Origin of the sequence: Nitrospira sp. ND1 (assembly GCF_900170025.1) — a bacterium.
GTDB lineage: Bacteria > Nitrospirota > Nitrospiria > Nitrospirales > Nitrospiraceae > Nitrospira_A.
Genome location: NZ_FWEX01000006.1, coordinates 785,131 through 804,794 on the forward strand (window position 1 = coordinate 785,131; position 19,664 = coordinate 804,794).

Consider the following 19,664-nt stretch of genomic DNA (forward strand, 5'->3'; position numbering starts at 1 on the left):
GTCTCATGTCCTCCCTCATGTGAGGACCCACCTCAGCCGGTTGCGAGGCCATGCACGCACCCACCCTCCTGATCGTCGAAGATGAAGAACGAATGCGCCGGCTCTTCGAGCTGGTGCTGAAACCCGCCGGGTATCAGCTGCTCCTGGCCCGCTCGGGGGACGAAGCCCTCCGCGTGATCCAGGAACACGAATCCCTCGACATGATCATCACGGATCTCCAATTGGGCGCCGTCTCGGGCATGGATGTGCTGGAAGCAGCCCGGCAACAGGTGCCCGATGTGCCGGTCCTTATCGTGACCGGATACGGCACCGTTAAATCGGCCGTCGAGGCCATGCAGAAAGGCGCCTACGACTACATCTCCAAGCCCGTCGACAATGAAGAGTTGAAGATCGTCATTGCCCGCGCACTGCAGGTCCGCCAGCTCGCCCGGGACAATCGCATCCTGCGCGCAGGGTTGCACGAACAGTTCGGCTTCGACCGCATTGTCAGCGTCTCCAAAGAGATGGAACTGATCAAGAGGCTCGCCCGGGAAGTGGCGCAGACCGACGCCACGGTGCTCATCACAGGCGAAAGTGGAACGGGGAAGGATCTGCTCGCGCGCGCCATCCACCTCGTCAGCCCACGCGCCCAAGGCCCGATGGTGGCTCTGAACTGCGCCGGCATCCCCGAGCACCTGTTGGAATCTGAACTGTTCGGGTATGAAAAGGGAGCGTTTACCGACGCGAAGAAATCCAAACCGGGACGCTTTCAAATGGCGGATCGAGGCACGCTGTTCCTGGACGAAATCGGCGAACTGAGTTTGACGGCACAGGCCAAACTCCTTCGCGTCCTCGAACAGCATGTCGTGGAACCGTTGGGCGGAGTGCGCAGTGTCGCCGTCGATATTCGGGTCATCGCCGCGACCAACCAGGAATTACCCGATCTCATCAAAGCCGGCCGTTTCCGCCTCGATCTCTACTATCGCCTGAACGTCTATCAACTCCGGATGCCGCCCCTTCGCGAACGGCCGGAGGACATCGAGCCGATTCTGACTCAGTTCCTCGGCCAGGCCCGTCGGGAACGCGGCAGCCGCATCAAGGGAATGACCGCCGAGGCGCTCACGATTCTCAAACAGTATCCCTGGCCGGGCAACGTGCGAGAACTGCACAATGTCGTGGAGTGGCTGACCATCACCTGCAAACAGGACGAGATTACGCCCGAGCACCTGCCGGCCTCGTTCAAGACCGCTCCGCCGACAAACGAAGAGAAGCCGGCCGGCACACCGTCGCTCCTCGCGCTGGGACTCTCCGTTGAGGAAGTCGAAAAGACGATGCTCCAAGAGGCGTTGCGCAAAACCGGGGGGAACGTGTCCGAAGCCAGCCGTCTGCTCAAAATCACACGCAACACGTTGCGATATCGAATGGCCAAACACAACCTGTCGCTGCCCCCAGGCTGATGCGTCGCCTAAGACGAACCGGCGGACTCCAGAGAAAATTCTTCGTCGCGCTGCTCATTGTCGGCATCGTGCCCGGCATGGTCGCGCTCTGGGCGACCTACCGCTCCAGCACCGCCACCCTCAAGCAAGCCATCGGTGAAGGGTTCCAGGAGATCGCGCGTTCCACCTCCATTCGACTGGCGACCGCCGTCGACAATGAAATCGAACGCGCCATCCGGCTGGCGCTCGTCCCGCTGCACGTCCGTCAGCCGGTCGTCCTCGCCAACCACCAGGCCGATGCCACAGCCGACAAGACACAACATCAGCCATCACCGGCTCATCCGAAATCCAACAACCCGCCCGCGGTGGACCAGGACACCACAGGCTACCTCGACGAATGGGCGCGCGAGTCCCGGCACTATGTGCGTGTCACCATTGCCGACCGGCAGGGACAGGTCGTCGCCTCGACAGATCCGCGGCTGCCGCCGCAACAGACGGGCGAAGTCTGGTGGCGTGAAGCCATACAGGCCGCACCCGGTACGTCCTACGTCAGCAACGTGACGTTCGATCCTCAGGTGAACGACATGGTCTTCCATGTTGCCGTCCCCATCCTTGACGACACCCGACGAGCCGCCATCGGCGTCGTCGGCCTCGTCATCCGTCGCAATCTGCTGACTCAAATGATCCTCCCCATCCAGATCGGGAATACGGGTCACGCCATGCTGCTCGACACGCAAGGCACGCCGTTGATCTGTCCGGTCCTGCCGCCCACCGCCCATTTGATTCCATCGACCTTGATGGACCGACTGACATTGGATCGCCCCCTGTGGCTGGTCGCAGAAGATGACGCGCATGGCGGCCGCGATGCGATCGTCGGGGCGGCGCCGGTCCGGCTGACTCATCCGCTGACGCCGGGGAGCCTCGACGGCAACCGGTGGTATGCGTTTATCCGGCAGGCGCCCGAGGAAACCTATGCGCCGATCTATTCCCTATTGCTGACGGTCGGCTTGATCGGGTTCGGGCTGGTGATCGTGCTTTCCGCCTTCGGGTTCGTCGTCGGGTATCGCATCGTGAAACCGATCCTGGCGCTCCAGCGCGAAGCGGAGGGCCTTCGCCTCACGCTGGCCTTACCGGAGAACGGCAGCGTGAACCGACCCCTCACTCCGTTGCTTTCGCCGGGCTATCAGACCGGAGATGAAATTGAAGACCTGGCGACAAGCTTCGCCGCCATGCGGAAGGTGCTGGAGGAAAATCTGCGGACGATCCGGTCACAGCAACATGAACTGATCCGGCAGGAAAAGCTGGCGTCGGTGGGACAACTGCTCGCCGCCCTCGCCCATGATCTGCGGAACCCCCTCGGCGTCATCCGGAGCTCCGCACAAGTCGTGCTGGAGGGGCCGCAGGAAGAACCCATCCGCCTGGAAATGGCTCGCTATATCATCGATGAAGTCGACAAACTTTCACTGCGACTCCACGACTTTCTCCGTTATGCCAGACAGAAGCCGCCTGACTTCAAGGTAGAACCTGCGGAAGCCGTCGTCCGCGCTGCGCTGAGGCAGTGGGAAGCGCAGGGTGGCCATGAACGCATCCGGGTCGAAGAGCGATTCGGGAATGCCCTGCCCTCGATTCAGGTCGACCCGGAGCAGGTCAAGGAGGCCCTGATGAACCTCCTCATCAATGCGCGGGAAGCGATGCCGGAAGGAGGAACCCTGACCCTCACGACCAGAGCCGGACAGGACAGCGAGGTGGAAATTGAGGTGGCCGATACCGGAATCGGCATCGCTCCGGAACACCTTTCACGAATCTTCGAGCCCTTCTTCACGACCAAAGCCTATGGAACCGGTCTCGGCCTCACCAACGTCAAACGGCTCGTTGAAGACAACGGCGGAACCCTGGTCGTGAACAGCAACGCAGGAGCGGGAACATCCTTCACCCTGCGCTTTCGTGCGGCGGCAGGTTGAGCAGAATGTAGTCGCTCGTCGTTCGTGAAACGTCGTTCGACCCCCGTCCAAAAACAAGAGCCTATGGGGCGAGTAGAGGAATGGACCTCTTGGCTCCCGGTCCTCGCCCTATGCTCTACCCCTGACGAGATACGTTTCACGATTCACGCTTCACGGCGGTCGCAGGTAAAGCCGGAGGACTTTTTCAGCCTCCTGCTAGCCCGGATTATTCATGAATGCCGTCGCGAGGCGTTCGAGACGGAAGCCCGCCGAGGCTGCTCGCACGTAAGGCCGACGCAGGCGTACTGGCAGTCCGTCGAGGAGGCCGAACGAGAACAGCCTCGCCGGGCGACAGGATCGGACGCCGGAGCAGGGATTCATGAATAGTCCGGGCTAGACGCGTTTGGTCATGCGGAGGAACCGTTCCTGCAACACCAAGCCGTTGGATACAAGACGCTTGGTGCGAATGGTTTTCTGCACGGCCTCGATCCGCACGGAAAAGTTGGGATGGGTCTTAAACAGCGCACGGTCATCGCCCTTGAGATCGCGCAACCGCGTCAGTAGGCCCACATAGGCCTCCGCATCGTATCCGACCCGCGCGGCGAACAATTCACCGACCGTATCGGCCTCTGTTTCTTTCTCCTGATCCAGACCTTCATCGAGCAGCTTCTTGACGGCGCCGTCGATCACGCCCTTGAACGCAGCCGGATTACTCGTCGCATAGGAGAGGCCGGCTTCGGTCACTCCGGCCAGGCGCTTGCTGCGTTGAATCACATCGAGGATATGCTTTTCGCTCACATGCGCAATTTCATGCCCCAGGACGGCGGCGAGCTCCGCCTCATTCTTGATTTGCCTGAGCAGGCCCCGGGTCACAAAAATATATCCGGCGGGCGCGGCAAACGCGTTGATCGACTCGTGATCCAGAATGGCGACATGGTATGGAATATCGGGCCGGTCGGACGTGTTGGCCACCGCCCTCCCTACCAGGTTTACATAGCGAACTAATTCGGGCTGATCCACAACACCGCCGTACCGTGCCACGACTTGCAGGGCTATCGCCTGCCCGATCGACGATTCTTCCTCGTAGCCGATGGGAAACAGACTGCCGACGACATTGCCTGCGCCATGGATCGCACCGGCCAATCGGGGATTGCCGGACTGTCGGGCGACATCCTCGGCAGCCCGCTGCACCTCTGCACAACCAGCCACAGTCATCGAGAGCGCCATCAGGCTCGTCATCCAGATCCTGTTATTTCGCATATTCGCCCAGGCCTCCTTCCCGCATGAACTCTTCGACGTCCTGGTCGGGGATTTGATAGGCCGTCATGCGATCCACTACCTCCCGATCCCGCGCGGACACGCCGGCCCGGTCGGCATAACCCTCGGACGCCTTGTCCAGCCCTCTGGCGCCCGCCGATGCGGTGGTCGCGGACGCGTCTCCGCCCCGCATGCTCTGGCCAAGCCGAGCCAGGGTGTCGTTGCCTCCGGACGGTTTCGATGTCGATGTCTTGTGGGCGAAGATCCATCCACGCGCGCCGGCTGAAGTCTTGACCTCCACCCAGCTTCCATCGCGACCGACCACCTCCAGCGCGTCGCCGAACTTCACGTTCCCGACCACGGCATCCAGCGAGGTTTTTCCTGCGCGAAGTTGCGCCGTCTTGGCTTGCACGTAGACGGTTTCAGCCCAGGCTTCCGTCCCCCAGACGAACAGACCGATCCACAGGGCGATGAGCGGAATCCAAAACGATCGTGGTGGTATCACAGCTTCCTCCCCCTCGGCACTGCCACTTATTTTGAGGTCATTTCATAGACGCCGTCCCACTCTCCAGGCGGGGGCATCTGTCGATAATTCGTGGATCGTTCCAGGTAGACCCGCGAAGGCCCATCCGACGGATCCAGGGCAACGGCTTCTGAAAACCTGGCACAAGCCGTTGAGAAATTCCGCATCTTATAGGCCGCCAGCCCTTCCAAATACACGTCGATCACGTGCCGCTTCCTGTCATCCAGCTGCCCCTTCCGGGCCAACAGTTCGAACACGACGACCGGCTCTTTTTTCCCTTTCACACGTAGCAGATCGATCTCCCGCACTTCAACGTCGTTCTTCGCCAGTTCGGCCGTCCGCTGGCCGATCAGAATCAGCGTGTCGTAATACTTGCTGGCGCCCTCCAGACGCGAAGCCAGGTTCACACTATCCCCGGTCACTGTGTATTCCATTCGCTCCTCGGACCCCATGTTGCCGACGATGCATGGGCCGGAATTGAGGCCGATCCTGGCGCCGATCTCCGGAAGCCCCTCCCGCTTCCAAACCTCCCGCAACCGGGCCAATTCAACCTGACAGTCCAGCGCCGCGTAACAGGCCAGCGACGCATGCTTCGGGTCGTTCAGCGGCGCGCCAAAGAGCGCCATGATCCCGTCACCGAGATACTTGTTCACATTGCCACGATGGGTGGTCTTGATGATGGTCGTCATCGCCGACAAGTAGCGATTGAGCAATGTCACGAGGTCTTCGGGAGACATCTTCTCCGAGATCGTCGTAAAGCCTGCGATGTCGGAAAAAAAGATCGTGATTTCTTTTTTCTCCCCGCCGAGCTTGATGGCCTCGGGATTCCGCATGATCTCCTCGACCACCTCGGACGACATGTACTTGTCGAAGGCCGCCCGCATGAGACGGCGCTGCTTGCCTTCGGTCACATATTCGACGGTCGCGGCCGTGCCGAACGTCAAGGCCAGCGCCGCTTCCGGAAACACCAGTTCCAGCCACCGCTCGTGCCCGGCAAACGCATGTACGACTAATCCATAGTAGGCCACCGCCAATCCAATCGTGACGCCGAACTTGACCGGGTAGGAACGGAACAACATGAACGTGCCGGCAGAAGCCAGACAGAGCAGCAGGAGGGTCGTCAGCGAGAACCACCTCGGAGCTGCTTGCAAGCCCTGCCCGTGCAGGAGATTGTCCAACGCCGCCATATGAATGAGCACACCGGGCGTGGCGGCAGAGAACGGCGTGACACGAAGATCGTAGAGCCCCGCCGCCGTACCGGCGATAAACACCACCTTGTCCTTGAACAACGACGGATCCAGCGACGGCCGTTCGCCCTTCTCCTGCTGCGCGAAGGCCTGCAACACCCGTCCGATCGAATACTTCTTCGCATGGTAGGTCTGCTCCAGGGATCCATGCCAGTCAATCAACAGGCTGCCGTCGGTCTCCAATGGAACGTGGTGGGCGCCGATCTGCAGACGCCCGTCACGCATCGAGAGCCGGTCGGCGCCGAGCAGGTATTGCGCCACCGCTACCGAGAGATGCGGCACGACATTGCCGTTGACCTGCCCCAGCAGCGGAACCCGCCTCGTCGGTCCATCGGCGTCGGCAGACAGGTTGATGACACCCAGCCCGCGCGCCTGTTGTGCCAGCACCGGAATCGGCAGTTTCACTCCGGCATGAGTATCCGGCGCTTGTCTCGCATCCGACGACTCCACCGTGACCGTGGCGCGAGGCTGCGCCTCAGGCGGGATCGCAGCGGGCTCAGCCTGGAACAGCATCGGCAGGAACACGTTGCCTGCCGCCTTCAGGTCATCGGCAAACGACTGGTCGAATTCTTCCGCATTCTCGTCCGCCTCGAAGAACATCACATCGAACACGACGGCTCTGGCGCCGGCTTGCTTGAGATACCGCACGACATAGCCGAATCGATCGCGAGGCCAGGGCCAGCGCCCGAATGCCTCGAGGCTCGATTCATCGATGGCGAGTAACACAAGATTCGAATTGGCTTTGGCAGGATCCGCATAGCGTCGGACCAAATGATCCAGCGCTTTGAGTTCTGCGACCTCGAACCAGCGGGAGGTGCTGAGCCCGGCCACGAGGGCGAACACCGTCAGGCCCACCGCGACCGCCGAAAGAATTTTTCTTTGAAAGGGAGTGGAGGTCATGAAGGCGATTGCACGATCAAAGACACGCTGACCATCGGGCTATCGTACGTGAGAATGAACCGGAGGGAAAGGGGGCTGGAGGGGGCCTTTTTCAGCACCCGGCTGGCCCGGATGATTCCTGAGGGCCGTCGCGAGGCGTTCGAGACCGAAGCCCGCCGGGGCTTCTCGCAAGTGAGGCCGACGCAGGCGTACTTGGAGTCCGTCGAGGAGGCCGAACGAGAAAAGCCCCGCCGGGCGAGAGGATCGGACGGCGGAGCAGGCAGTCAGGAATCTTCCGGGCTAGGGGACGTCGGTCGCGCAACGAAATCCTAACGTCGGCCCCCAGTACGTCATCTCGTCCCAGCCCCGGTAGCTGGCGCGCAACTCGAGAGGCCGCTCCATCCAGCTGCCGCCTCGCAAGACACGAAACGTCCCGCGCAACGGCCCCTGCGGATCCCGGGCCGGCGACGTGCGGTAAAAATCCTCCGCATACCAGTCCTTCACCCATTCCGACACCATCCCGATCATGCCGAACACGCCGTAGGGTGACGCGGAGACTGAGGGCAGGCCCAACGGATCGACGCCATTGGCAGAATTCCCGTCCGTCAGCTTGACCCTGCTTTTCTGAATCACCTCGTCGCTGTTACCCCAGGGATATCGGCGGCCGTCGATTCCCCGCGCCGCCTTCTCCCATTCCGCCTCCGTCGGCAATCGTTTACCGACCCACTGACAGTAGGCCCGGGCTTGAGACCAGGTGACATTGGTCACCGGGAATTGGGCTCGCTGAGTATCATCGAAGGCATCGCGCACTTTCGGAATCAGACATGCGCCTCCCTCCACACAGGCCCGGTACTGCCCGTTCGTCACTCCATGCCGGTCGATCCAATAGGCACTCACATACAACCGATGGATCGGACGGGCATCGGGCAAACCATCCTCCATGCCCATGAGGAACTCGCCGGCGGGAATCAACACCATCTCCCCGGGAGGTGTCAGTCCTTGATCGACGAATCGCTTGAGCTCTTCCTGCTGGCTTGCCAGCAGTTGAGCATTCACGCGATCAATAGATTCGTCTCCGGCCAGGGGAACCGGCTCATGGACAGGAGCGGGCGGCACTGGGACACGGGTGACGGACGGCTGGGCACTGTGCCGGCCATCGGAAGACGGAGGCATCGGTGCGGGGTGAATGACCGTGGCCGGCCCTTCGGACATGCGCACGGTTTCGATCCGCACGGACGTCCGCGTGAGTTCCGTGACCAGATCACCGTTGCCCTTTCCCTTGGGCGACCCCCTTCTCCCCCTGCCGATGGCGGAGAAATCGAAATCCGGGATGTTGGCTAACAGGGGCGTGGCATAACTGATCGGCACGGCAAAGGCCATCCCTTCCGGCACGATCCCGGACGGATGGGTAAACTTCGTAGTGAGGATTCCCACGACTTCGCCCTTCCGGTTAAACACCGGGCCTCCGCTGTTGCCGGGATTCACCGCGGCATCGACCTGAAAGACCCGTTGCACGCCCTTGGTCCTGACGGCAGCCACATGGCCACGAGTGATGGTGATTTCGCGTAACCCGAACTGAAACCCGACGGCAATGACCTCCTGGTCCAGCTTCACAGCGCCGGCATACCCGAGCAACGCCTCGGAGAGCCCCACCGTCTCCACCTTGAGCAAGGCGAGATCGTGTTCCGCATCCACGCTCACCAGCACGGCGGGCGCCCGAAATTCCCCGGACGTCACGATCGTGATCCGCTTCGCATTGGCAACGACATGGTGGGCCGTGAGGACATACCCATCACGATGAACAATGACGCCGCTACCGGCCGGCTTTTCTACCGGCAATGGCGGACGCTCGTTCGCCCGTCCACTTTCGACAGGCGCGAACAACAGGACAAGCAGGACCAGGTAGATCTTCATTTTCCGACCGGCAACAGCACGCTAATGGCACCGGCGTTTTGCCCCAACGTGAGGCCTTCCCGCGGATAGCCCGTGCGATCGAGTCCCCCCTTCGGACCGCCATGGCAATCGAGGCACTGTCTCGTCGCATAGAGCGGAAACATCAGGCGTAGCGACGAACTGTTGGCAGCCATTTCACTGATGACTTTTTCCCGGGGGTAGGCGGAGTCCGCAAAAGCCTCCAATGCGACCCGTTCGTACGAGTCAGGCCGATTGGCAGGATTCCGGGGATCCAAGGCAGTCTGTTTGAGTCGTACGCCCGTCACAGCGGTGAAGCGCGTGGACACGCGCGCTCCGAACACGGCCGGAATAAACCCCTTGAACCCGGCCCCCTGCCGATTGAGTTCCGCTTGAGCATCCGCGATTACCTGCTTGCTCACCGTCACCAGCTCCTGAAGCAGATGGCGGCTCCGCGGGGATAGCGTACCGCCGGCCAACTCATCCAGGTTGATGCCGGCTCGGCCACGGAACATATCGCGTAGTTGTCCTTCAAAAGCCTCCGGCGTGAAGCCTTTGTGTGCCTTGGTCGGGTCATCTAGTAAAGTTTGATTGTCATTCACGACTGCGCGGCCGGAGTCGAGCAGGATGGCCAGCAGACGAGCCGTCTGCTCCAGTTCGAGAATGGTGTGAAAGGGAATAGTCGACCGGTCGGAGGACTCAAGCCCCCAGGCAAACGGCAAGGCCGAGGGCCACCCTGCTGCTACCAGGCACGCCAGCATCCACGGCAGACGTCGCATGAGCCGCCTCTGGTGCATTCGCGTTGCGGACTGCGAGAACCGCGCGCTCCTGCCCCTGATTACCTGGCAGGAGCGCGCGTCAGTAAAAATCGTACGAGCCTCTCACGATGAAGTCAAGGCGACGACACGCACGACAGTCACATTACCGACCAGACTGGATGTCGATCATCACGTTGTCGGAATCCAGCTCGATCGTCACAGGCATCCCCTCCTGAAATACCGACAGCTTGCTTCCCGCCAGCGCGTCGACTTCAAACCGTTCGAATCCCTCAGGAGTCGAGATCTGAATCTCCCCCCAGAAGGGGTCCGCATAGTGAATCCGGCCGGCCACGACCTTGTGATTGGCAAAGTGTTCACCGCCCGGCCTGGCCGCGTCCAGCAACACGTTCCCTGAATCGATCAGTAACCAGACTTCATCGCCGAGCCGAGCATTGTGCAGCCCCACCCGATCGGCCTTGTTCGGACTGATTGTCCGGAATTGCAACCCATAGGGAGTTTTGACAAACAGGAGCCCACTCTCGATTTTGACGATCTGCCCACTCACCGCCGAACGCACACCCATCAGCGGGCTGTCGGTCGAATCAGCCCATCCTGATGCCACCGGGAAGAAAACCCCTATCGCAGCGACGACTAGGCACGACTTCCACCTCATAACGGCCTCCTTTCGCACCAACTCACATCCAGGCATCGACTCAATAGCCCGGCTCGGTGCCTCCGCCGGGCGCCGGTGGAACCGTGATGCCGTATTCCAGGATCGGCGTGACCATCAACGCAAAGTTGAACAACTCGTCGGCAGCGACATCGTGAATGCCCTGCTCACGGGCCCTGAGCATCTTGAACCACTTGCCCATTTCCGACTTGACCGTCCGGGTATCTGCACGATCCACCGCCTCTTTCACGGTCTGCAACCGTTGGCTGTAGGGTTCCCAATTCGAACCGGGATAGCTGGTCTTGTAGAAGTTGAGGGAGTTATTGATTTCATCGACCCAGGACTGCTGGGCAGACACAGACCCTGCCAGCAATGCCAAGCCGACGCACAACCCGAAAACCAACGCACAGATTCCATATCCTCTGTTCTGAATAGTCATGATGCGCCTCCTCTCAATGACACGATCCCACCCGGATCAGAAGGAGACCGACGATTGGCGGTCCGACTCGCGCGCATTCTCCGCATCGGTGGCGTCCGGCGTCTTCAGCTTATTCGTGTCCATGCTTCCGGATGCGCCGCTCTCCGGAACCATCATGTGACGATCAAACCCCTTCTCCATGTCGTTTACCGACGGCTCGGAGGATGTCGGACTCTCCCCGGAACCGATCTCCGTTTGCGGCGAGGGAACTCCGATCATCTGGTCGGGATGGATCACTTGCGCCTGTCCCCCGGACGCAATGAACAGCCCCAGGCCCAACCCACCGACAATGACGCACACAGACTTGATACGTGATCCCGTTTCCATGATGTATCCCTCCTCCATGAAGGATGACCGCATTGCACAGGCACTCTGCGGCAGCACTTAGAACAGTACTGGAAGCGGGACACGGGGCCTATTGCCTGGAGGGTGGATTTTCCCTCCACCCTTTGAGTGAGGACTTGGAGGGAATGAACGGGGATCTAGCGGCTCTGCAGATAGGTGAGTACGGCTTCAACCCGGCCGCTCACACGGAGCTTCTGATAAATATGGTGCAGATGGGTCTTGACGGTATCCAGGGACACGCACAATTGATCGGCGATTTCTTTGTTGCTCCGTCCGGCAGCCGCGCAGGCGAGAATTTCATGCTCGCGTTCCGTAAGGAGCGACAACCCGCCGCCCTCCGATTCGCCCTGTTTGTTCACCAGGGCCATCGCCTTCTTGGCGAAGCCGTCGGGCATGAAGGGAGATCGCACCACGTCGCCCTCGAACGTGGCGCGAATGATCCGCAGAAACTCCTGGTGGTCGGCGTCTTTGAGGATGTACCCGCAGGCTCCCGCTTGCACGGCGGCCACGATCCGGGCATCGTCGTCATGTACCGACAGCATCAACACCTTGCTGTCCGGCACGCAGCTGCGGATCAATCGCGTGGCGGTGATGCCGTCCAATCTGGGCATGTCCACATCCATGAGGACGATGCCCGGCTTGTGTGCCACCGCGAGATCAAACGCCTGCCGGCCATCCATCGCTTCCCCGACCACAACGAGATCTCGCTCATGTTCCAGCAGCAGGCGCAAGCTCTGCCGGAACAACCGTTGATCTTCGGCAATCACGATGGTGATGGGCATACCTGCTCCTGCCTGACCGGCAACGCGACCGTAAAGACCGCGCCGCCTTCGGGACGATTCGCCGCCTTGATCTGCCCGCCATGGGCGTCCACCACCAACCGGCAGAAGTGCAGCCCCAGGCCGCGTCCGATCCGGTAATCCTGCCCGTCTTTTTTTCTGAAAAACATCTCGAAGAGATGCGGCAGGTCCTCCGGCGCAATTCCAGGCCCCTCATCTTGGATCTGAATCGTCACGGTCGAACACGCATCCGGCCCGGCGACAGTTTCTCCCTGTGAGACCTGTCCCCCGTTCACCTGCACGCTAATCATGATGGCGCCCCGTGCCGGCGAATACTTCAGCGCGTTGTGGATCAAATTGATCAACACCCGTTGCAAGCGTCGGCCGTCCCCCATGATCCACACCGCCTCCGAGGGAACCTGCACATTGAAACGCACCTCTTGCGCCTCGGCCTCGGAGCGAAACAGTCGTAACACTTCGTGCATCAGCAGACTTGGCGACACCGGCGACGTACTCAACGGCAGTCCCGAATAGTTCTCCTGATAGACATCCAGCATGTCGTTGATCATGCCCAGCAGGAGATCAGTGGTGAAGCGCAGGTCCTCCAGACAGCGACGCGGCGGATCCTGCCCCATCTCCGGACAGCCTCCAAGCCACTCCAGCGTCTTCTTGATCCCGGCCAGCGGATTCCTGATGTCGTGGGCAAACATCGAGGCAAACTGGCTCAACGAGGCCAGCCGCTCGGATCGAACGACTTGCCGCTCAAGCGCCTTCTGCTCGGTGAGGTCGCGGAGTTGGATCATGATCGATTCAATGCGGCCCGCTTTCTTGACCGGCACCCAATCAACCTCCATCGTCAGATCACCGGTGGGTATCGGGACGTGCATCGCCCCACCCGACAGGTCCGCCCCGATCCGAATCACTGACTCCAACTGCTCCAGCAGGCGAGGCCGCTCTGACTCAGCGACAAGGTCCGTGAACGGGCGCCGGGCGAGGGTCGAGACCGGCCGCCCGAGTATGACCTCCCCGCGCCGATTGATGTCCAGGATGGAACCGAACGGATCGATCAGAATTTTGGTATCGACCGAATGGTTCCACAGGAGCCGGTAATGCTCCTCCGACGTGGCGAGATCAAGATTCACCTGCTCCAACCGGCGGACGTACTGTGCCTTCACTCGGGATGCCTGTTCCAATCGTTGTGCGAGATCGTCGAAACTCGCGGCCAGCGCATCGATCTCGACAATCCCGCTGGGCCGTGAGGGGGCCTGAGACGGCAGCGGTTCCGACGGCCATGCGCCGCCGAAGACATTGACCCGCTGAATCAAATCGCCGAGGGGACGCACGATGCGCCGGGCCAGCCGCCAGCGCAGCCACACGATGAACACGACGGCTCCGACCCAGAACGCCCCCAGTTTCCCCATGAGGGCCAACAACGGCTCGAACGTCTCCGACGGATCCTGCTGCATCAGGATGAACCAGCCACGGGCTTGCTCGATCTGCGCCGGCAGGACGACCCGGGCCAGACCGATGATGCTCTGGTTCCCGCCATGCGTATCCTGCTCCAACGGAAGCCATCGAGCGGCGGGAGCGTCCGCTGGTGCCTGCATAGATTGTGTCTGGAGGGTCGCGTGAAGATTGGGGGCAAGCATGGAACAGGCGAGCACTACACCGTCCTCGGCCAACAGCATCATGTGTCCTGTGCGGCCGATGCGGCTTCCCACAATCGAGGACAAGATACGGTCCGTCCCGATCACGGCCTTCAGGGCCCCTCGCACCGGCTGCCCCTGTCCGCCGATCGGCACGGCGACTTCCCAAAAACCCCGGCCGCTGCCGTCAACAGTCAGCGGACCGGCCCAGGCGCGTTGAGCCGAGAACACAACCGGCCACCATGGTTGCTGCGCATAAAAAGTCCGCGCGGATTCGCTCTGCCGGCCTCCGACCAATTGGCCATCCCCTCGGACAATCACCAGCGAGTGAAAATAACGATGCTGCTCCTCTCGCCACTGCTCGAACTGCAGCGTAGGTTGCTTCGCAGAGGACGCCCCTTCCACGGATGCTCGAATCTCAGGAAGGGCACTGAGTCGTTGCATCCATTCAAGTTCCTTGGCAAGCAACAGGGCCGCTTTGTCCGCGCTCTGGCGGGCTATTTCCTGGAAGGTAATGCCGACTGTGGTGTGAAGTGACTGCTTGGCATGCCAGTAGGCATACACGAGGCCGACTGTGCCGGAAAAGATCCCTACCGATAGCACAGAGAGGGTAATCAAACTCTGGAGACTGACCCGCTGACGCATGGCGGCAGGCCATTGGAGGGAGCGACTCGACCGGCTCCTTGGACCAGGCAGGGAGTTCTGCCGGGAGTGAATGCCAGCCGGATCGCGCATCGGTTACGTCATGTCACGCTCCACTGCTTTCGGACGTACACTCGCCACCCCTTCAGCATACAAAATTTCGGTTGCCGAACATAGGCCTCACAATTCACGGTCATCGCAACTCGACAATAGTGACACCATCGCCTCCCTCCGCGCGATCACCCGGTCGAAAGGTCACGACGTAGGGAGACGCCTTCAGGTAGTCACGTAGTACAGCCCTCAGTCGGCCGGTCCCGTGTCCATGAATGATGCGCACAAACGGGCTCCCGCCGAAGATGGCCCGATCGAGCCCGGCCACCACGATATCCAGTGCGTCGTCCGCGGCCTGTCCCCGCACATCCAACGTCTCCTGAATATCCTCGGGGGCCAGGGTCTGACTGGTTCGCCTGGACGTCACCGTCGTCGTCTTACGGGGCTCGCTTCGAGCGGGCTGAGGGGGTCGTGCGAGGCCGACCAGACTTCCCACGTTCGCTAGAATTTCGCCTTCCCCGACTTTCAGGCGCACACGTTTTTTCCCCTGCGGGCTTTCGAGCAAGGTTCCCGTCATGCCTAACCCGACCACCTCCACCGCATCTCCCACCGACAGCTGATCCACGGGAATCGGCTCCTGCGCCGCTCCCACTTCACGGCTGACTGCTTGCTCCAGTTCGATGAGCCGAACTTTGGTTTCCTTGGCCTTGAGTAACTTTTGGTCGCGCTTGAGGTCGTCGAGCGTGGCTTGGACCGCGGCCCGGGCACGTTGAAATTCATGGGACAGCTTTTTCTTCAGTCCCTGTCGCTCGTCCCGCTCCGACTCCTGCAGGAAGGCCAGCAGTTCCTGAGACTCGCGCGCCGCCTGCTCGGCACTCTGCTTGGCAGCCGTTGCGGCAGCGAGGTCCTCGCTCATACGCCGCTGTTTGTCCTGCAAATCATTCAGCAGGGTCTCCAGGAGCCGATTATCGCCCTGCAGCCGGGCGCGGGCGTCCTGCAGCAACGACTCATCCATCCCGAGACGCCCGGCAATTTCGATGGCCGCCGACCCTCCCGGCTGCCCCTGGATCAGCCGATAGGTCGGGGAGAGGGTGTCGATGTTGAACTCCACACTCGCATTGGCGAAGCCCGGGGTCTCTTGCGCCAACCCTTTCAACAAGCTGTAGTGCGTGGTGGCGACCACCTTCACGCCCGCTGCCGCCAACCGGCACAGCAGAGCGCTCGCCAATGCCGCGCCTTCAGCCGGATCCGTGGACGTGACCGGCTCATCGAGCAATACCAATGCCCGTCCTGGGTGTATCGGCGAGGGCGAAGTGCCGACGCCGGTCCCTTCGGACACCTCCTTCAGCAATTGCACCATCTGCGTAATATGGGCCGAAAAACTGGACAGATCCCGCGCCAGATCCTGCGCATCGCCGATATCCGCATAGACCGAAGGGAAAATCGCCATCTCCGACTCGGGCGCACAGGGAAGATGCAGACCGCAGCGCACCATCAATGCGAACAATCCCAGCAGTTTCAGCGTGACGGTTTTTCCGCCCGTGTTGGGTCCGGAAATGATCAGGACTCGCACGGTTTCATCGAACACCAGGTCATTCGGCACCACCTGTTCCTTGGTCAGGACCAGGAACGGGTGCCGTGCGCGGTTGAGCAGGATACGCCCCTGCTCATTGAGACGCGGCGGAACGGCCTGCAGCCGCTGGCTCAGCCCGGCCTTCGCGGAAATGGCATCAAGCTCGCCCAGCAACGCCACACTGCCGGCAAGCGCCGGCTGATGAGGCGCCACCATCGCCGACAGTTCCCGCAGAATTCTCCGCACCTCACGTTCAACATCCAAATCCACGACTTTGATGGAGTTATTGAGATCCACCAGCTCGCGAGGCTCCAGAAACACTGTGGCTCCGCTCGACGAGACGTCATGCACAATGCCGGGGATCCGGCCCTGCATCTCGGCCTTGATCGGAACCACGTAGCGCCCTTCCCGTTGCGCAAAATAGTGCTCCTGCAGCACCTCCTCATACCGGCGTGAGTGCAGAATCTGCTCGAGGCGATGCCGCATCTGCCACTTGAGGTCATTGGCGCGCTGCATCAACCTGTGCAGTTCGGGGCTGGCTGATTCCCTCATTGATCCGTCGGGATCGATGGCGGCATTTAAGGCAATGGTCAGCCGGCGATACTCCTCGACCGGTCCAAGCTGCACCACCATCGCACCCACGGCCGGGGCATCGGCCTGATGACGCAGGAGATACCGCTGCACGTCATCGATCAATCCCAAAACCAACGCAATGTCCCTCAACTCGTGCGCCTCAAGACAGGCACCCTTGGCGACCCGGCCTAACCACTCCGCCAAATTGGGAAATCGGAGGACCGGAAAGGGATCGACCCCGGACCTCAATCGAAGCATGTCCGACGTTTCCTGCTGGCGCATTTGAGCTTGCGACAGGTTGATTTCCAGAACCAGCGATCGACACCGCTCTGCCCCGATTGCAGACTGGGCGTAGGAGGCCAGGTGATCCAGCAGCTTGGCCCATTCCAGCACGTTGCACGATTCGGACTGTAAGGTTTCAGATTGCATCGCACCCCGACTGCCGGTTGATGGTTACGAAAAAACAGACTCTACCCGACCGCCCTGGCACAGGCAAGGCAAGCCAGGACCGTGTGAATGACGACCGGCCACTAGCCAACAACCACACTCAATGTCCTCTTTTTGTATGCTTGACACATAGAAAGTCGGTCAGTACTATCGCCCCAGACTCAATCAATTCCACCCGTTTAATTCTTGAGGATTTAGCCCCATGACCACACGCATCGGCATCAATGGATTCGGACGCATCGGTCGCAACGTTCTTCGTGCATCCCTCGGAGACCCCAGCCTGGAATTTGTCGCCATCAATGACCTCACCGATGCGAAAACATTGGCCTATTTGCTCAAGTATGACTCGGTCCATGGCACGCTCGACGCGTCCGTTGAGGCCAAAGACGACCAGCTCATTATTGACGGGAAGGCCATCAAGGTTTTAGCCGTCAGGGATCCGAAGGAGCTTCCCTGGAAGGCCCTCGGCGTTGAGATCGTCGTGGAATCTACGGGGCACTTTACCGACCGTGAAGGAGCGGGAAAACATCTCTCGGCAGGGGCCAAAACCGTGATCATTTCGGCGCCCGCAAAGGACCCCGATGCCACAGTGGTCCTCGGCGTGAACGAGCAGGTGTTCGATGCCAAGGCACACCATATCGTATCCAACGCATCCTGCACCACCAACTGCCTGGCCCCGGTTGCCAAAGTCTTGCTGGAAAACTTCGGCATCAAACACGGCGTCATGACGACGATTCATTCCTACACGAACGACCAGCAACTGCTCGATCTTCCCCACAAGGACCTCCGCCGTGCGCGGGCGGCCGGCATGTCGATGATTCCGACCAGCACCGGTGCGGCCAAGGCGCTTCACCTGGTCATCCCGCAACTGAAGGGGAAATTGGATGGACTGGCCATCCGGGTTCCCACCCCCAATGTTTCCCTGGTCGACCTCACGGTCGAAACCGAAAAAGATTGCGATGTCGCAGCAGTGAACGCCGCTTTCAAGAAAGCCGCCGAAGGTCCGATGAAAAATGTCCTGGCTTATTCGGATGCGCCGATCGTCTCGATCGATCTCAAGGACGATCCACACTCTGCGATTGTCGATGCTCCGTTGACCGCAGTGATCGACAAACGACTCGTCAAGGTCACCGCCTGGTACGACAACGAGTGGGGCTATTCCTGCCGCGTGCGGGACCTGATCAAATACATCGTCGCCAAGGGGGCCTGAGCCGACTCTTGCACAACGGGCGTTTCTGACGTGCAGCGCAAATCGGCGTGAATATCGCTAGGCTGCACACACCAGACGAGGAGTGAAGGTCTGTCATGAATATTCGCAAACGAATCATCGAGGATGTCCAGCTTCGTGGGAAACGCGTGATCATTCGCGCCGACTACAACGTTCCGCTCGACGATTCATTGCAGATCACCGACGACACCAGAATTCGATCCACGCTTCCCACCATCAATCGTGCCGTTGATGAGGGAGCAAAGGTCATCCTCTGCTCCCACCTCGGCCGGCCAAAGGGCAGATTCGATCCGAAATTCAGTCTGGCCCCCGTCGCAAAACGTCTCCAGCGCCTGCTCGGCAAAGAAGTGATTTTTGCCCCGGATTGCATCGGGGCGGCAGTCGAAGGTCTCGTCGCCAAGATGCAGCCCGGCGACGTCATGCTCCTGGAAAATCTCCGTTTCCATCCGGAAGAAGAGAAGAATGACGACGGATTCTCCAAGGCCCTGGCATCCCTCGCCGATGTGTACATCAATGACGCGTTCGGTGCCGCCCACCGGGCCCATGCCTCCACAGTCGGCATCACGAAATATATTCCTGAAGCCGCCGCCGGTTATCTCCTCAAGAAAGAAATTGAATATCTCGAAGGCGCCGTAGAAAATCCGGTGCGACCGTTCGTCGCGATTCTCGGCGGAGCTAAAGTGTCCGGCAAAATCGGCGTGATCGAGAACCTCGGGAAAAAAGTCGACAAAGTCATCATCGGCGGCGGCATGGCTTTTACCTTCCTCAAAGCCATGGGGCTGGAGATCGGCCAATCGCTGGTTGAAAACGACATGCTCGACTTCGCCAAGGGCGTGCAAGACCATGCCTTTTCAAGCGGCGTCAAATTCTATCTCCCGGTGGACTGTGTTGTCGCGGCCAGCCGTGAACCGGGGGCTGAAACAAAGATCGTTCCGGTTCAGGAAATTCCCAAAGGCTGGTACGGACTGGATATCGGCCCCGCCTCGGTCAAACTATTCTCAGAAGCAGTTCAGGATGCCAAGACCATTCTCTGGAACGGTCCCATGGGCATGTTCGAAGTCGATGCCTTTGCCAGAGGGACCCTCGCGATGGCCCATTCCGTCGCCAATGCCTACGCCTTGACCATCGTCGGGGGAGGCGAAACCGCCCTCGCAATCCATCGGGCCGGTGAATCCGAAAGTATCTCGTTCATTTCAACCGGCGGTGGAGCGGCGCTGGAATTACTCGAGGGGAAAACCCTTCCGGGACTCGCAGCCCTTCCCAACCGTGCAGCATGACGACAACGTCTACCGTTTCCTCCCC

Annotated in this window: 15 protein-coding genes; 4 read left to right on the plus strand and 11 right to left on the minus strand. The window is 60.5% G+C overall.

What is annotated here, in order from left to right:
• The first annotated feature begins 50 nt into the window (after positions 1–50).
• Positions 51–1,436, plus strand: a complete 1,386-nt coding sequence (locus NSND_RS08410) for a sigma-54-dependent transcriptional regulator (RefSeq protein WP_080878593.1) — start codon at positions 51–53, stop codon at positions 1,434–1,436.
• Positions 1,436–3,376: a sensor histidine kinase gene (locus tag NSND_RS08415; protein WP_080878594.1), complete on the plus strand. Its 1,941-nt coding sequence runs from the start codon at positions 1,436–1,438 to the stop codon at positions 3,374–3,376. Before NSND_RS08410 ends, NSND_RS08415 begins: the two co-directional genes overlap by 1 nt.
• 372 nt (positions 3,377–3,748) lie before the next feature.
• Here the strand turns inward: NSND_RS08415 and NSND_RS08425 are convergent, their stop codons facing one another.
• From NSND_RS08425 to NSND_RS08480, 11 genes are all read right to left on the minus strand, one after another.
• On the minus strand, positions 3,749–4,615 hold the full coding sequence (locus tag NSND_RS08425; RefSeq protein WP_080878596.1) for a M48 family metalloprotease: 867 nt from the start codon (positions 4,613–4,615) through the stop codon (positions 3,749–3,751).
• Positions 4,605–5,117, minus strand: a complete 513-nt coding sequence (locus NSND_RS08430; protein ID WP_159450707.1) for an SH3 domain-containing protein — start codon at positions 5,115–5,117, stop codon at positions 4,605–4,607. The genes NSND_RS08425 and NSND_RS08430 overlap by 11 nt, the downstream gene beginning before the upstream one ends.
• Positions 5,118–5,143: 26 nt before the next feature.
• Entirely contained in the window at positions 5,144–7,282 is a 2,139-nt protein-coding gene (locus NSND_RS08435; protein WP_080878598.1) for a CHASE2 domain-containing protein, read from the minus strand.
• Between the two features lie 279 nt (positions 7,283–7,561).
• Positions 7,562–9,175 carry an SUMF1/EgtB/PvdO family nonheme iron enzyme gene (locus tag NSND_RS08445; protein ID WP_080878600.1) on the minus strand — a complete coding sequence of 538 codons (1,614 nt, stop codon included), beginning with the start codon at positions 9,173–9,175 and terminating at the stop codon, positions 7,562–7,564.
• Positions 9,172–9,951: a Tll0287-like domain-containing protein gene (locus NSND_RS08450; protein ID WP_159450708.1), complete on the minus strand. Its 780-nt coding sequence runs from the start codon at positions 9,949–9,951 to the stop codon at positions 9,172–9,174. The genes NSND_RS08445 and NSND_RS08450 overlap by 4 nt, the downstream gene beginning before the upstream one ends.
• Before the next feature lie 142 nt (positions 9,952–10,093).
• Positions 10,094–10,603 carry a hypothetical protein gene (locus tag NSND_RS08455; protein WP_143833473.1) on the minus strand — a complete coding sequence of 170 codons (510 nt, stop codon included), beginning with the start codon at positions 10,601–10,603 and terminating at the stop codon, positions 10,094–10,096.
• Between the two features lie 40 nt (positions 10,604–10,643).
• Positions 10,644–11,039 carry a hypothetical protein gene (locus NSND_RS08460; protein ID WP_080878603.1) on the minus strand — a complete coding sequence of 132 codons (396 nt, stop codon included), beginning with the start codon at positions 11,037–11,039 and terminating at the stop codon, positions 10,644–10,646.
• A gap of 36 nt (positions 11,040–11,075) precedes the next feature.
• Positions 11,076–11,405, minus strand: coding sequence for a hypothetical protein (locus NSND_RS08465; protein ID WP_080878604.1), 330 nt, complete (start codon positions 11,403–11,405; stop codon positions 11,076–11,078).
• A 155-nt stretch (positions 11,406–11,560) separates the two neighbouring features.
• On the minus strand, positions 11,561–12,205 hold the full coding sequence (locus NSND_RS08470; protein ID WP_080878605.1) for a response regulator: 645 nt from the start codon (positions 12,203–12,205) through the stop codon (positions 11,561–11,563).
• Positions 12,187–14,493 carry an ATP-binding protein gene (locus tag NSND_RS08475; protein WP_235000206.1) on the minus strand — a complete coding sequence of 769 codons (2,307 nt, stop codon included), beginning with the start codon at positions 14,491–14,493 and terminating at the stop codon, positions 12,187–12,189. Before NSND_RS08475 ends, NSND_RS08470 begins: the two co-directional genes overlap by 19 nt.
• 190 nt (positions 14,494–14,683) lie before the next feature.
• Positions 14,684–17,116, minus strand: coding sequence for an endonuclease MutS2 (locus tag NSND_RS08480; protein ID WP_080878607.1), 2,433 nt, complete (start codon positions 17,114–17,116; stop codon positions 14,684–14,686).
• Positions 17,117–17,336: 220 nt separating this feature from the next.
• On the opposite strand from NSND_RS08480, the gene gap reads away from it, so the two are divergent.
• Entirely contained in the window at positions 17,337–18,344 is a 1,008-nt protein-coding gene (gene gap / locus NSND_RS08485) for a type I glyceraldehyde-3-phosphate dehydrogenase (protein WP_080878608.1), read from the plus strand.
• Positions 18,345–18,439: 95 nt separating this feature from the next.
• A complete protein-coding gene (gene pgk / locus NSND_RS08490) occupies positions 18,440–19,639 on the plus strand; it encodes a phosphoglycerate kinase (RefSeq protein ID WP_080878609.1) in 1,200 nt (399 codons plus the stop codon).
• The last annotated feature ends 25 nt before the right edge of the window (positions 19,640–19,664 follow it).

Coding starts and splice junctions, on each gene's coding strand:
- NSND_RS08475 (WP_235000206.1), bottom strand. CDS start 14,493: ATGCGTCAGCGGGTCAGTCTCCAGAGTTTGATTACCCTCTCTGTGCTA.
- NSND_RS08415 (WP_080878594.1), top strand. CDS start 1,436: ATGCGTCGCCTAAGACGAACCGGCGGACTCCAGAGAAAATTCTTCGTC.
- NSND_RS08460 (WP_080878603.1), bottom strand. CDS start 11,039: ATGACTATTCAGAACAGAGGATATGGAATCTGTGCGTTGGTTTTCGGG.
- NSND_RS08410 (WP_080878593.1), top strand. CDS start 51: ATGCACGCACCCACCCTCCTGATCGTCGAAGATGAAGAACGAATGCGC.
- NSND_RS08445 (WP_080878600.1), bottom strand. CDS start 9,175: ATGAAGATCTACCTGGTCCTGCTTGTCCTGTTGTTCGCGCCTGTCGAA.
- NSND_RS08425 (WP_080878596.1), bottom strand. CDS start 4,615: ATGCGAAATAACAGGATCTGGATGACGAGCCTGATGGCGCTCTCGATG.
- NSND_RS08465 (WP_080878604.1), bottom strand. CDS start 11,405: ATGGAAACGGGATCACGTATCAAGTCTGTGTGCGTCATTGTCGGTGGG.
- pgk (WP_080878609.1), top strand. CDS start 18,440: ATGAATATTCGCAAACGAATCATCGAGGATGTCCAGCTTCGTGGGAAA.
- NSND_RS08450 (WP_159450708.1), bottom strand. CDS start 9,951: ATGCGACGTCTGCCGTGGATGCTGGCGTGCCTGGTAGCAGCAGGGTGG.
- NSND_RS08455 (WP_143833473.1), bottom strand. CDS start 10,603: ATGAGGTGGAAGTCGTGCCTAGTCGTCGCTGCGATAGGGGTTTTCTTC.
- NSND_RS08480 (WP_080878607.1), bottom strand. CDS start 17,116: ATGCAATCTGAAACCTTACAGTCCGAATCGTGCAACGTGCTGGAATGG.
- NSND_RS08470 (WP_080878605.1), bottom strand. CDS start 12,205: ATGCCCATCACCATCGTGATTGCCGAAGATCAACGGTTGTTCCGGCAG.
- gap (WP_080878608.1), top strand. CDS start 17,337: ATGACCACACGCATCGGCATCAATGGATTCGGACGCATCGGTCGCAAC.
- NSND_RS08435 (WP_080878598.1), bottom strand. CDS start 7,282: ATGACCTCCACTCCCTTTCAAAGAAAAATTCTTTCGGCGGTCGCGGTG.